General features: G+C 61.2%; 9 protein-coding genes. 6 read left to right on the top strand and 3 right to left on the bottom strand.

The window, feature by feature from the left end; genetic code table 11:
- The first annotated feature begins 51 nt into the window (after nucleotides 1-51).
- The 4 genes from QEH54_RS04885 to QEH54_RS04870 all read left to right on the top strand — a co-directional run bounded on the left by QEH54_RS04885 (nucleotide 52) and on the right by QEH54_RS04870 (nucleotide 7,314).
- Nucleotides 52-1,305 carry a GTP-binding protein gene (locus QEH54_RS04885; RefSeq protein ID WP_309017515.1) on the top strand — a complete coding sequence of 418 codons (1,254 nt, stop codon included), beginning with the start codon at nucleotides 52-54 and terminating at the stop codon, nucleotides 1,303-1,305.
- 182 nt (nucleotides 1,306-1,487) lie between these two features.
- A complete protein-coding gene (locus tag QEH54_RS04880; RefSeq protein WP_309017514.1) occupies nucleotides 1,488-2,669 on the top strand; it encodes an efflux RND transporter periplasmic adaptor subunit in 1,182 nt (393 codons plus the stop codon).
- Nucleotides 2,666-5,734, top strand: coding sequence for an efflux RND transporter permease subunit (locus tag QEH54_RS04875; RefSeq protein ID WP_309017513.1), 3,069 nt, complete (start codon nucleotides 2,666-2,668; stop codon nucleotides 5,732-5,734). Before QEH54_RS04880 ends, QEH54_RS04875 begins: the two co-directional genes overlap by 4 nt.
- Nucleotides 5,731-7,314, top strand: coding sequence for a TolC family protein (locus QEH54_RS04870; RefSeq protein WP_309017512.1), 1,584 nt, complete (start codon nucleotides 5,731-5,733; stop codon nucleotides 7,312-7,314). The genes QEH54_RS04875 and QEH54_RS04870 overlap by 4 nt, the downstream gene beginning before the upstream one ends.
- 59 nt (nucleotides 7,315-7,373) lie before the next feature.
- On the opposite strand, the gene QEH54_RS04865 is transcribed toward QEH54_RS04870, so the two are convergent.
- The 3 genes from QEH54_RS04865 to QEH54_RS04855 are packed head-to-tail and all read right to left on the bottom strand — an operon-like array spanning nucleotide 7,374 to nucleotide 10,591.
- Nucleotides 7,374-8,327, bottom strand: a complete 954-nt coding sequence (locus QEH54_RS04865; RefSeq protein WP_309017511.1) for a metal ABC transporter permease — start codon at nucleotides 8,325-8,327, stop codon at nucleotides 7,374-7,376.
- Nucleotides 8,328-8,333: 6 nt separating this feature from the next.
- On the bottom strand, nucleotides 8,334-9,836 hold the full coding sequence (locus QEH54_RS04860) for a metal ABC transporter permease (RefSeq protein ID WP_309017510.1): 1,503 nt from the start codon (nucleotides 9,834-9,836) through the stop codon (nucleotides 8,334-8,336).
- The gene (locus tag QEH54_RS04855; RefSeq protein WP_309017509.1) at nucleotides 9,833-10,591 is read right to left on the bottom strand and encodes a metal ABC transporter ATP-binding protein; all 759 of its coding nucleotides are present in this window, start codon (nucleotides 10,589-10,591) and stop codon (nucleotides 9,833-9,835) included. The genes QEH54_RS04860 and QEH54_RS04855 overlap by 4 nt, the downstream gene beginning before the upstream one ends.
- A 212-nt stretch (nucleotides 10,592-10,803) precedes the next feature.
- Here QEH54_RS04855 and QEH54_RS04850 point away from each other — a divergent pair, with 212 nt between their 5' ends.
- Nucleotides 10,804-11,172, top strand: a complete 369-nt coding sequence (locus QEH54_RS04850; protein ID WP_309017508.1) for a hypothetical protein — start codon at nucleotides 10,804-10,806, stop codon at nucleotides 11,170-11,172.
- Between the two features lie 234 nt (nucleotides 11,173-11,406).
- Nucleotides 11,407-14,139 carry a phosphoenolpyruvate carboxylase gene (locus QEH54_RS04845; RefSeq protein ID WP_309017507.1) on the top strand — a complete coding sequence of 911 codons (2,733 nt, stop codon included), beginning with the start codon at nucleotides 11,407-11,409 and terminating at the stop codon, nucleotides 14,137-14,139.
- The last annotated feature ends 93 nt before the right edge of the window (nucleotides 14,140-14,232 follow it).

Below are 14,232 nucleotides of genomic sequence, written 5' to 3'. Positions count from 1 at the left end.
CAGGGCATTTTAGTCTTCTCCTTTCGCCAAGCCGCTCTAGATCATTGCCCCATGGCCACGCAAACCGACGCAACGCTCACCGTCACCATACTCTCCGGCTTTCTGGGGGCAGGCAAAACCACCCTGCTCAACCACCTGCTGCGCAACGCCAACGGGGAACGCATCGCGGTCATCGTCAACGACATCGGCGAGGTCAACATCGACGCGGCCCTCATCGAGAGCGAGGTGCGCCAGCTCGAGGGAGAGCCACAAAGCGAGGTGGTCGAGCTCAGCGGCGGCTGCATCTGCTGCACCATCCAAGGCGACCTGGCCCTCGCGGTGATGGACATCGCGAAAAAGGGGGGAATCGACCACCTGATCATCGAATCCACCGGCGTGGCCGAGCCCATGCAGATCGTGCAGACCTTCATGATGCCCGGGCCAAACGGACGCTCGCTCGACGAAGTCGCCAAGATCGACAGCTTGGTCACCGTGATCGACGCGGCTTTCTTTCTCAAGGAGTGGGAGGCGAACCAGGCCAAGGGCGCCCGACGCGAACTGCTGCGTCAGGAGGACGAGCGCCCAGTCTTCGAGCTGATGGTGGAGCAGATCGAGTGCGCCGATGTGCTGGCCCTGAACAAGATCGACCAGATCGACGAACCGCAGCTTTCCCAGCTTCGGGTGGTGCTCGACGAGCTCAACCGACGGGCCACCAAACTGACCTGCGAGCAGGGACGGCTGGAGAACGAGGCCATCCTGCACAACGCGCGCTTCGACATTTCCGAAACCGTATCCGGCGCCAGCTGGCTGCAGAGCCTGGAAAAGGAGGACCGCGACGCCGGCCCTGTCGATCCCAAGGAGGATCCCGCCACTCCGCGCGCCTTTCGCAAAGTCCAACCCAGCAGCTCCACCCTGATCCAGCCCAGCGTCAGCAAGGCCCTCGACCCTATCGCCAAAGCCAAGCAAGGACTGGTCACCCTCGTCTATCGAGCCCGCACCCCCTTCCACGCCGACAAGTTCGCCGCTATCATAAACAACAGCATCCCCGGCCTCCTTCGGGCCAAAGGCTACTGCTGGATCGAGGGCAACAACGACACCGTCGGCTTCCTCTCCATCGCCGGCTCGACCAGCCGCTGCGATTTCATCGGAAGCTGGTGGGCGACCGCCTTGGAGAAAGGCAAGGTCGATCGCTCGCAGATTCCGCCAGAGGTCGAGCGCAAGTGGGACTACCCGCACGGCGACCGCCGACAGGAGCTGGTGTTTATCGGCTTCCACCTCGATCGCGATCGGCTGCAGGCGGAGCTAGACGCTTGCTTGGCGGATTGAGGGACTCCGGGCGAAGCGAGACGAGCAGCCCGCGCCGCCGGGCACACTAGCGGAGCCTTCCCGCGCCGCGATCGCGCGAGCGGGTCGCCACCCGCTAGGCCGCGGAAAGAAAAATTAGCAGTCGACCGGACCCTACGACCGTCAACCGACCAGCGTCCCTCTTTCCCATCCCTCGCTGCAAAATGTCATCACCCTCGAAACGTAGACCTATCGCCATCGCCACCCTCGTCCTCGCGGCGCTGCTGCTCTTCTGGTGGCTAACCCAGTCGCCCGAAGACGATGTATCCAACGACCGGGGACGCATCGCAGCAGTCGCGGTGGCCCCCATTCAAGACGGGCCCATCGAGCTGAAGCGCATCTTCACCGGAGCTCTCGAAGCTCGCAACAAGTTCGTAGTCGCCCCCAAGGTCGCGGGACGCGTCATCGATATCCCGGTCGACATTTCCGACCCGGTCGACCGAGGCGACACCGTAGCCATCCTTGACGCGGCCGAGTTCGAGCAGGCCGTCCGTCAGGCGGAGGCGGACTTGGCAGTGGCAAACGCAAACCTAGCCGAGGCGAAAAGCACCTTGGAAATCGCCCAACGCGCCTACCAACGCTCGAGCACCTTGCGCGAGCGCGGGATCGCCTCGGACTCCGAATACGACAACGTGCAGGCGGCGCTCCTGGCGCGACAAGCGGAGTTCAAGGTCGCGGAGGCCCAAGTCATTCGCGCCAAGTCCGAACTCGAATCCGCTCGTATCCGCTTGAGCTATACACGCATCACCGCCGATTGGGCGGACAAGGAATCGCAACGCGTGGTCGCCGAGCGCTACGTCGACGAAGGGGAAACCGTTTCCCCGAACGATCCCTTGCTGCTGATCGTGGAGATCAACCCCATCACCGCAGTGATCAACGTCACCGAGCGCGACTACCGCCTGCTCAAGCCGGGCTTTCAAGCCGCCTTCACCACCGACGCCTTTCCCAACACGGTCTTCGAAGGCCAAGTCGAACGCATTTCCCCAATCTTCAGGGAGAGCAGCCGCCAGGCACGCGTGGAGCTTTCCCTGGACAATCCTCAAGGCCAGCTCAAGCCGGGCATGTTCGTGCGGGCCAACATCACCCTGGACCGGGTCGACGACGCGATCGTCGTTCCCTACGCGGCCATCACCCGTCGCGGAAGCGAGGAAGGCGTCTTCGTGGTCGACGCCGGCGGGGAAACCGTTTCCTGGCGTCCGGTCGAAACCGGCATCCGAGCTGGCGAGGCCATCCAGGTCAGTGGAGAAGGCTTGCAAGGCCGTGTCGTCGTTTTGGGCCAGCACCTGCTCGACGACGGCTCCGAGATCGTGATTCCCGACGAGGAAGGTTCGGAGAGCGAGTCATGAGCCTACCGCGTTTCAGCGTTCATCGCCCGATCTTCACCACCATGGTGACGCTCATCGTCGTGGTGCTCGGCTTGGTTTCCCTCAACCGCCTGAAGATCGATCTCTTTCCCAGCATCGAGCTGCCTACCATCACCGTGAACACCAGCTATCCGGGCGCCAGTCCGGAGGTGATGGAGACGCTCATCACCCAGATCATCGAAGAAATCATCTCGACGGTGCCGGGCGTGGAGGAGGTGACCTCCGAATCAAGCGAAGGCCGCAGCCGCGTGCGGGTGCGCTTCGCCTGGGGCACCAACGTGGACGCCGCAGCCCTGGAGCTACAAGCCACGCTGGAGGACGAGATCAACGAGCTGCCGGACAACATCGAACGCCCGCGGGTGAGCAAGTTCGACATCGATAGCTTCCCCATCGTCATCCTCGGCGTATCGGGAGACATCGATCCCATCGAGCTCACCGACATCATCAACAACGAGATTCGCTACCGGTTCTCCCGCATCCCCGGAGTGGCCCAAGTTGACCTCTGGGGAGGCTTCAATCGCGAGATCCGCATCGAATTGGACCGCCAGCGGCTTCAAGCCCTCGGCATACCGCTCAACCAAATCCTGCAGTCCCTGCGAGACTCCAACCTGGACCGTCCCTCCGGCACCATCAAGGAAGGGCGCTACGAAGTCACGCTGCGGGCCCCAGCTCAATTCGAAAGTCTCGACCAGATTCGTAACACCGTAGTGGATACGAGAGAGGGAAACGTGGTAACCCTCAATCAAGTCGCAGTGGTCAAGGACACCTACGAGAAGGAAACGCGCATCGTTCGCGTGGACGGCGTGCAGGGCATCCGCGTCGCTATCCGCAAGCAGGACAACGCCAATACCGTCGAAGTGTCCCGGCTGATACTCGAGGAGATCGAGCGGACCAACAACGACTTCCCACTCATCAACGTGGTCCCCGTTTCCAACTCCGGCAACTTTATCGAGCGCTCGATCCAAAACGTCTCGCAGTCCGTGCTCTACGGAGGCGGACTCGCGATCCTCGTATTGCTTTTCTTCCTACGCGACTGGCGAAGCACCTTGGTCATTTCGCTGGCCATTCCCATTTCCATCGTCGCCACCTTCGCCCTGCTCTTTTTCGGCGGCTTCACCTTGAATATGATGTCGCTGGGCGGGCTCGCCCTAGGCGTGGGCATGATGGTCGACAGCTCCATCGTGGTTTTGGAAAACATCTTTCGACGACGCGACGAAGATGGCGAGGAGCCGACGCAAGCCGCCCGCAACGGAGCCCAAGAGGTCAGCTCGGCCATCGTGGCTAGCACCATCACCACCTTGGTCATCTTCCTCCCGTTGATCTTCGTCCCTGGCGTATCCGGAATCCTGTTCCGCGAGCTGGCCTACACCGTTTCCTTCTCCCTCATCTGCTCCCTAGTCGTCTCGCTGAGCTTGGTGCCGATGCTCTCAGCCAAGCTCTTGAAGAAAAAAGGCTCAAGCAAGAGCTCCAGCGCCTTTCGCAAAATGGCGGAGACCTCCGAACGTTGGTTCGAGTCATTGGAAACCAACTACAAATCCGTCCTTTCCAAAGCGCTTCAACACCGACGCTGGACTGTGCTGGGCGCCATGGCGACCTTGATTGCGAGTTTCTTTCTGGCGCCAATGATCAGCAGCGAGTTCATGCCGCCGAGCGACGAAGGCGAGGTAAACATCTGGGCTCGCGCCGAAAACTCAACCCGACTGGAGCTGGTAAACGAGCTCACCAAACGCATCGAAGCGCTCGCCATACCCGCCGTCCCGGAAGCCGTATCCCACGTCACCAACGTGCGCGGCGACGGAGCCGACATTCGCTTCTCGCTGGTGCCAGCTAGCCAACGCGAACGCTCCAATGCCGACATCGCCGACGATCTTCGCGAGCTTCTTCGAGGAAAGATCCCAGGCATGGAGGTGGGAGCCTGGGCGCCACGCGGCCAGAACTTGCTGAATCGCTTGCTCGGCGGGGGAGGAGACGGCATAGAGGTAGAAGTGCGCGGACGGGACATTCCCGTCCTGGAAAAGCTCGCTCTCGAGGCCAAGGAACGCATCGAAACGATCGAGGGTATCACTGACGTGGATACCAGTTTCGACGAAGGAACACCGCAACAGGAGATCACCATCGATCGCGACAAGATCGCGGATGTGGGATTGAGCGCCCGAGACGTCACCGAGGTCCTGCAAACCGCCATCGCCGGCTCGCGAGCGGGCGACTACCGCACGGAGGGCAATTCCTATCGAATCCTAGTGCAAATGGCGAACGCCGAAAGCCTGACTATCGACGAAGTGCTCGACCTGACCTTGCGCGCCCCCGACGGCGAGCTGGTCGCCTTGCGCAATCTGGTCACCACCGAATACGGCCGAGCTCCGGAGGAAATCGATCGTCGAGATCAGCAGCGCCTCGTCACCCTGGACGCCGACATCGATCAACGGGCATTGGGCGACGTCTCGCTCGACATCGAAGCCGCCCTCGCGCAAATCCCACGACCCAACGGATACCTCTTTCGCATTTCGGGAGCCTGGGAGGAGCAGCAACGCACCTTTCAGGAGCTGATGATCGCCCTCGGCCTAGCCATCATGCTGGTCTACATGGTGCTCGCCTGCCAATACGAGTCTCTGCGCGATCCCACCATCGTCATGGTGGCGATCCCCATGGCGGCCATCGGCGTCATCATCACACTCATCGTCACCAACACCACCATGAACCTGCAGTCCGGCATCGGCTGCATCATGCTGGGAGGCATTGTCGTGAACAACTCGATACTTCTCGTCGATCAGGCCAGTCAGCTCTGTCGCGAAGGAATGGGTACACGCGCAGCTGTCGCAGAAGCGGGCCGTCGGCGTCTTCGCCCCATCCTGATGACCACCCTCACCACCGTTCTTGGCCTTCTTCCGCTAGCCCTTGGAATCGGGGAAGGAGCCGACGCTCAAGCCCCGCTGGCCAGGGCCGTCATCGGCGGACTCATCGGCTCCACCCTGATCACCCTTCTCCTCACTCCCGCGGTCTACTCCATCGTCCACAGCTCCCGCCCGAGCAGCCGCGTCTCCTCATGAAAACCCCTCTAGCACTCACCAGCGCCTGCTGCGCCTTTCTGCTTTCAGGATGCTCGAGCTCCCGATCGCTGCAGACCGCGAGCGAAACGGATTTCCAGCCAAGCTCCATCCAGCCCAACGCTTCCGACCTCAGCGTGTCTCCCTACGTCAGCTGGGATCCGCCACCCTTCGAAACCATCGACGGCACGCTCCCCCTCTCGATCGAAGCAGCCGTTTTCACCGCGCTCGGTCGAAACCGCGAGCTTCGTATCCAAAGCTTGGAACCCGTGATCGCCGGGGCTTTCGAGCAAATCGAACGCAGTCGCTTCAACCCCGAGCTTTTCGGTTCGGCGCAAGCTTCCGAAGAGGAGGTTTCCGAAACCGCTCGCTCCACCGGAGAGCAGTTCAGCGTGACTGGACGAGACGCCCAAGGAGAGATCGGCATTCGTCAGGAACTGGCTACGGGGGCCGATATCGAGCTCGCCATCGGACAGAACCGCTCCATATCGAACCGCACCCCGGAACAGCAAGAGGCGAGGGTTGGCCTAAGCGTCACCCAATCCCTGCTTCGGGGCTTCGGCCCTGCGGTCAATCTGGCCTCCGTTCGCCAAGCCAAGATCGATACGCTGGCTAGCCAGTATCAACTCCGTGGGTACACCGAGGAATTCGTAGCGGATGTCGAAATCGCCTACTGGAACTACGTGCTGGCTCAACAGGAGATGTCCATCTTCGAAAGCTCGCTCACGCTCGCTCAACAGGAACGCGACGAAGTCGAAGGCCGCATCGAAGTGGGCGCCTTGTCGGAGACCGAGGGAGCCATCGCTCGCGGAGAACTAGCTCGACGCAAGAGCGCCTTGATCGATACGCGCGCCGAATTGGAACGCCAAAAGCTCCGCCTCGCCCGCCTCCTCAATATCGACCCCAGCGAGGTTCGAGACCTGAGCATCGAGACCACCAGCGCCCCGGCCACCGAACCCGATCCACTGGACGACATAGAGAGCCGGGCCGAGCTCGCCCTGCTCAAGCGATCCGACCTCAACGAATCGCGTTTGCGACTCCAGCAGGAGCGCCTGCAAACCGTCGTCACTCGAAACGGACTCCTTCCCCAGCTCGACCTCTTCATCACCCTGGGCAAGTCTGGCTACGCCGACGCCTTTCTCGATTCATTCGAGGACCTGCAAGAAGACAGCTACGACGTCTCCGCTGGACTCCGTTTCAGCCAGTTTCTGGGAGAAACCGCTAGCCAAGCGCGAGATCTGGCCGCGCGGGCAAACCGAGAGCAAGCAGCGGAAGCCGTGCTCAACCATGAGCAGATCGTGCGTCTGGATGTGCAGCTGGCGGTCACCGAGGTCGAACGCGCCCGAGAGCAGATCGAGGCGACGGCTGACATCCGACGTCATCTCGAGGAAACCGTGATCGGCGAAGAGGAGCGGCTTGAAGTGGGCGATTCCACCGAACTGCAAGTGGCGGAGGCCCGACGCGATCTGCTGGAGAGCCGCATCCGAGAAGTTGAAGCCCTGATCAACTACCGCATCGCTCTGGTCGAACTCTACCTCTCCGAAGGAAGTCTCCTGGAACGTCGCGGCATTTCCATTCCTTAGAAAGACGCGTATCCAAAAGCTGTCGACTCCCTTCTTCGTTCCGCTCCAGATCCGCGCCGTCAACCGGCCTGCCGAAACGCCTTGACCAACAAACCCCGTCTGGGAGCGAACACCCAAGCGAGCAGGAATAGAGCGAAAACCACCACGCTGATCGAACCGGCCGTGGAGACGTCGAGCCAGAGAGCGAGGTGCAATCCGAAAAACGACGCCAGCAAGGCGATCACAAGCGTCAGTCCCAAGATCACCGGCAAACGATCCGAGAGGAGCGACGCTGTGGTGGCCGGAAAGATCAGTATCGCGATTACCAATACAGCGCCCACCGCCTCGAAGGAACTCACCACTACAATCGCCAGCAGCGACATCAACGCATGGTGCACGAAAGCTGGATTGATGCCGATCGACTTGGCCATTCCCGGATCGAAGGAGCTGACCACCAACGGACGATAGAAAAGACCTACCAAGGAAATCGTAACCAGCGTGACTACCGCCATGCGCAATACCGACGGCGGAGCCTCGAACCAACCGAAGACAGAGACCAAAGGCTCCAAGGTCACCTGCTCGATTTCGCCGTAAAGCACGCAATCCGTATCCAGATCTACGTTCTCGCCATACAGCGAGACCAGCACCACGCCGATGGCGAACAGAGTAGTGAACACGATCCCCAAGGCCGCATCCGTCTTGATGCGCGACTTTTGATGGATCACTTCGATCAGCAGCGTGGTCACCACCCCCGCCACCACCGCTCCAATGAACATGGGCAAGGTATCGCGACTCTGCGAAACCAGAAACGCAATCACGATGCCGGGCAGAACGCTATGACTGATGGCGTCCCCCACCAAAGCCATGCGCCGCCATACGATGAACGTGCCGATAAATCCACAGGCCGCCGTCACCAAAAAGCCCATCACCCCGATCCAGACAAAGATGCCTGCGAATTCGGTCCACGGCTCCACGAACACCGCGTTGAAATCAAAGCTTGGAAAGATATGGTCCCACATGTTCATCGTATCCATGTTTCCTTACGCGTTCGGCATGCGATAGCCAGTGGCCTGCGACTGGGACGGTTCACGAGTCAGGGAACGCTGCAGGTCGGCCAGGCTAGGGATCAGCTTGCCATGAGGATCCTTCGCCGGGTAGTCGAGCAATCGCTCCAGCCGCCGCACCGTCTCCTCTCCTAGAACGTGCTCGATAACCTCCGCGTCGTCATGCACGTGATCGGGCTCGTACTCCGCCTGATTGGTGAGATAAAGCTCCCACAGCCGGTGGTTTCGCACCACGGCGCAAGCCCGCAGCCACCCCTCGGGATTGAGGAAGACCTGGGTCTCCCCATCCACTTGCCTGAGCTCGCAAACGCCGATGGACTGCAGGGCCTTCACACGACGGAACACCTCGCTCCGCCCCTCGCCCATTCGTTCCTCGAGCTCTTTCAAGCTCGCTCCTTCCCCTTGGAAGCCACGCTCCTCGCGAATGTGATAGATGGCCTTAAGCGTATTCTCGTTTTGAACACGCGTTCTGCGCGTCCTATGCTTGCGCCATCTGGAGATGACTCCATGCCGCGGCGAAAAAGCGAAGCAGATCGCAAACACGGAACTGGCCGCGAGCACCATCAGCGGTCCGGTGGGCAGACTGTTGCCCAGAAACGAAAAGAACGCTCCAAGCAGCCCGGCAAACACTCCGAAGGCGCTTGCCAGAATCAGCATGCGATGCATGCGATCCGTCAGCAGATACGCGGCAGCGGCCGGAATGACCAACATGGCAGAGACCAGCACCGCGCCGACCGCCTGCAGGCTCACCACCACCGTGAACGCCAGCAGCACCATCAAGGCGTAGTGAAAAAGGCCCGCTGGCAGTCCCAAGGAACGGGCGAATCCGATATCGAAGCTGCCAATCAAGAACTGTCGGTAGAATCCCAATACGAGGAGCAGCGCCGCGACCGCAACGCCGCCCATCATCCAAATCTCCTGCTCCGTCAGGGCCGCCGCTTGACCGAACAGAAACTTGTCGACGCCGGACTGCGTGCCTGTCGGCAGCTTCTGTATCCGATTCATCAGGACGATTCCCACTCCGTAGAAGCCGGCCAGCACCATTCCCAACGAGCTGTCCTCCTTGATATGGGTGGTGCGTTTGATCAGATTTACCAGCACCGTCCCTAGGACGCCTGCCACGGTGGCGCCGATGAAGATCGCCACCGGATCCTTCTCCCCCGCCATCAGATAGCCCACCGCCACGCCAGGCAGGACCGCGTGCGAAAGCGCGTCGCCGAACAGAGCCAGCTTTCGCACCACAATGAAACTGCCCAGCAAGCCACAGCTCACGCCGAGAAAGACCGAACCGAGCAGGGCCGCCCGCACAACCTCGTCACGCATACTAAAAAAGCGCTGCAGCTGATCCCACCAGTGCACCGTTTCGAGGTCGCCGATCTTGGCGCCGAATGCGAGCTGAGGCAGGCAGAGCAACGCCGACATCGCCAGAACGCGCGACGCCGCAGCGATCGTTTTTTTGTATCCGCCTTTCGGATTCATTTTCTCAGCGACATGGTATTCGCCACCTCGGAGAGTATGGTCAGGCGGCCTCCATAGGTCTTTTGCAGCAGCTCCTGAGTGAACACATCCTTGGTGGGTCCGAAGGCGACCAGACGCATGTTGAGCAGGAGCAGCATGTCGAAATAGCTTTGAGCGGTGGCGAGATCATGGTGCACCACCAAGATGGTCTTGCCTCGATTCTTCAGCTCGCGGAGTAGCTCGATGATGGCCGACTCCGTCGCCGCATCCACTCCCACGAACGGCTCGTCCATGAGGTAGAGATCGCTCTCCTGAGCCAAGGCCCGAGCCAGGAAGACACGCTGCTGCTGACCGCCCGATAGATTCGAGATCTGGCGCTTGGCGTAGGGCAGCATGCCGACCTTGGCCAAACACTCCTCCGCGATGAGGCGATCCTTTTTGCCGACGCGCCCCATCAGACCGAGCCGGCCATAGCGGCCCATCAGCACCACGTCCATCACGTTGACCGGGAAGTCCCAGTCCACGCTCTCACGCTGCGGCACGTAGCCCACCCGGCCGGTCGCCTTGCGGAAATCCTTGCCAAACACCTTCACCCAACCGCCAGTGACCGGCACAATGCCCATCACCGCCTTGATGAAGGTCGACTTGCCCGCCCCGTTCGGACCCACGATGCCCACCAGCTTGCCCTCCGGAACTTGCACGTCCACGCCGTACAGCACCGGGCGCTTGTCGTAAGCGACCGTCAGATCATGGGCTTCTAGCGGAATATCCTTCATGTCTAGCTGCTCTACCCGGAGAGCAGCTCCTGCGCAAGCAATGTTTGATAAGGGAGGAGAAATTATTTTGATTAATCAAAATCAATGCCGCAGTCTCGAGTCCGTTCTGGCGAAGGCCATTTCCATCAATCATTTGAAGCGCTTCGGCGTAATCTCTTCGGGACCTCCGTTCTCTGTTCCCGACTCAATCCAACCCGCAACCCAAGCCCACCATGCAAAAAGTCGCACTAGTCGCTCGCTACCTGCTCGCCCTGATGATGATCGTTTTCGGTCTCAACAAGTTCATCGGCTTCATGTCGTTTCCGGAAATGCAAGGCTTCGCCGCCGAGTACATGAAGGTCATGGGCGGCTCCTACATCATGCCCAGCATCGGCGTGATCTACCTGATCGCCGCCGCCATGCTGCTGCTCAACCGAGCCGTCGGCCTGGCCACGGTGCTGCTGGCTCCCATCGCCTACAACGCGTTGATGTTCCACCTCACCCTCGATCCGGAAAACATCGCCGGAGCCGCGATCTTCGTGGTTCTGCTGGTTCTGGTCATGATCGGCAACGCGTCGAAGTACAGGAGCCTGCTGACCTGAAGCCGGCAGGAGTCCTCCGCACCAGCGCCCGGTCGAGGTCAGCATCTCAAATCGCCTCAATCAGCCGCCCCTGCCCGGGGCGCGTCTCCTTTGCGTCCTAAAATCGCCTTCGATCGCGCCAAGCGCCCCTTGGTTCGTGGAAAAATCCGTCGATAGGGCGTCCTCACCCGCGCCGACAGTCAGATTCGCTTGCCCCGAAACCGAAGAGTCCAAAGCTGTCTCGGACACCAAGTTATGCCCAGCTTCGAAGAACACATCAACACCGGCCTGGAAAAGATCGACCGGGACATCGACTATCTGCTCTCCTGCGCTCGCGAAGTGCTGGAGGAGATCGGGGAATCCGAGCTCGCCCCCCTGCTGCATCGGGAGTCGCCCCAGGTCGGCGACATCCCTCCGGAGAAATCGGCTCAGGTCCTGTCCATCGTCTTCCAGATCATGAACCTGGTGGAGGAAAACGTGGCCAACCAAGCCGGCCGCCGCTTGGAGTCCAAGCAGAAGACCCACGCCGATACCGGATCCTGGGGCTACTGGCTGAAGCGTATCCAGGAAACGAACCCGTCCAAGGGCGACCTGCTGGAAACCATCCGACGCTCCTCCGTCCACGCCGTGCTCACCGGACACCCGACCGAAGCCAAGCGCCCTTCGGTGCTCGCTCAGCACCGACAGCTCTACGTGTGGCTGGTGGAACTGGAAAACCAGATGTACACCCCGACCGAGCGTGAGGAGATTCGCGAAAAGATCAAAAGCATCATCGAAATCATCTGGCGCAGCGGCGAAATCCTGGTGAAGAAGCCGGATGTGGCCTCCGAGCGCGACAACGTGCTCACCTACCTCAAGGAGCGCTTTCCAGTCGCCATCGAAATCGCCGATTCACGGTTTCGGGCCGCCATGGCTCAGGCCGGCATCGAGTGGGACGAGTCCGACTCCTCCTCCTACCCGCGCATCCGCCTCGGCAGCTGGGTGGGCGGAGACCGCGACGGACACCCGCTCGTCACCGCCGACGTCACCGAAGAGACCTTTTTCGAGCTGCGTAGCGCAGCGTTGGATACATTGAGTCGCAGGCTGAAGCAGCTCAGCAAGGACATGGCGCTATCCAAGCTCTTCCAAGACCCGCCCGCATACCTTCTGGCGCGTCTAGCGGAGATCGACGATCGCTCCGGTCCGCCCGAAGAGGTCGAAGAGCCCTGGAAGCGCTTCGTGGAGCTGGTGCGCGACAAGCTGCCCCGCAGCCGCCGCGGCTCGCGCTCCTACAAGCGCCCCAGCGAAACCAGGGCGGATCTCGACCTGCTCAAACGCTCCCTGCAGGACGCGGGAGCCAACCGCCTCGCTCAAACCTACGTCGTCCCGGTTATCCGCTTTCTGGATACGTTCGGCTTCCACATGGCCTCCTTGGACGTTCGCCAAAACAGCGGTTACCACGATCGGGCCATGGCCCAGCTCCTCGTCGCAGCCGGCGTGCCGGATGGCGAGACCTTTCCGGATTGGAGCGAAGAGCGCCGTCTCAGTTTCCTTAGCGACGAGCTCACCCGGGCCCGCCCATTCGCCCAAAACCACCAGCAGCTCGACCTGGAAGCCCGCGAAGCGGTGGGCAGCTTGAAGGTGGTGGCCAAAACCATCCGCAAACACGGACGGGCTGGCGTGGGGCAGCTGATCATCAGCATGACACGCTCGGTCTCCGACCTCCTGGTGGCCTTCGCCCTCTGCCGCGAAGCCGGCCTGATGCGCAAGACCGATCAGGGCATGGTCTGCCTGATGCCGATCTCGCCGCTCTTCGAGACCTTGGACGACCTGGAGAACAGCGAGTCCATCATGGACGCGTTCCTCTCCCATCCCGTCACCCGAGCCAGCCTTCCCTGGCAGAACCGGGCGCTGGATGACGAGCTGACCAACGACCAGCTTCCAACCGTCGACGAAAACGCCCCGCTGGAGCAGGAAGCCATGCTCGGCTACAGCGACAGCAACAAGGACTCCGGCATCATCGCCAGCCAATGGGGACTCTTCAACGCCCAAGCGCGGCTCGTCGCCCTCGGCGAAAAGCACGGCGTGTCCATTCGCTTCTTCCACGGTCGCGGCGGCACGGTCAGCCGCGGGGCAGGCCCAACCCACCGCTTCCTCGAAGCCCTGCCACCCGGCTCCCTCCACCCCGGAGCTCGCGTCACCGAACAGGGAGAAGTGATCGCCCAAAAGTACGGAAACTTTCTCACCGCCGCCCGCAGTCTGGAGTTTCTCGTCGCCGGAGCCGTCGGTCCGCAGCTCGCCAAAAGCCCCAACAAGCCGACCCCCGAACTGGAGCGCGCCATGTCTTCGCTCGCTCGCTACAGCGCCGAGAAGTACCGCGGCCTGCTGCTCGAGGACGACTTCCTCACCTTCTACCGCCAAGCCACTCCGATCGACGCCCTGGAACAGAGCCGCATCGGCTCGCGCCCGTCCCGACGTAGCGGAAAGCCCAGCCTCAAGGATCTGCGAGCGATTCCCTGGGTCTTCAGCTGGAATCAGTGCCGGGTCTACATGCCAGGCTGGTACGGAGTCGGAACCGCGGTCTCGAAACTCAAGGAGAGCGACCCCAAATCCTTCGCCGCGCTGAAGGAAAGCGTCTACACGTGGCCGTTCCTTCGCTACATCCTCTACAACATCGAGACCAGCGTGGAAAGCGCCGATACGCTCATGATGCAGTCCTACGCGAACCTCGTATCCGACGCTTCGATACGCGACAAGTTCTTCAAGCTCATCACCGACGAGCGAGCGGCCACTCGCGACGCCTTGCACGAGCTGCTCAACGGTCCGCTCGAAAAGCGACGCCCTCGCTTCTTCCGCACTCTGCACGCCCGCGACAAATGGCTGGACCTGCTGCACGCCCAGCAGCTCGAGCTGCTCGCCACCTGGCGCAAGAGCGGCACCGAAGAGGACCTGCGACGCGTGCTGCAAAGCATCAACGCCATCGCCGCAGGATTGAGAACCACTGGCTAACGGTAGCGGCCGCCGGGAAGGCGGGTCCTACCTTTAAGAGCGTTTATCGTTTGCATTAGCGTATTGTTGCTAGCTTCAAAAGGTAGGGCGGCC

It is taken from the genome of Pelagicoccus sp. SDUM812003 (assembly GCF_031127815.1).
Taxonomy (GTDB): domain Bacteria; phylum Verrucomicrobiota; class Verrucomicrobiia; order Opitutales; family Opitutaceae; genus Pelagicoccus.
This window is presented reverse-complemented; position numbering and strand designations above follow the sequence as displayed.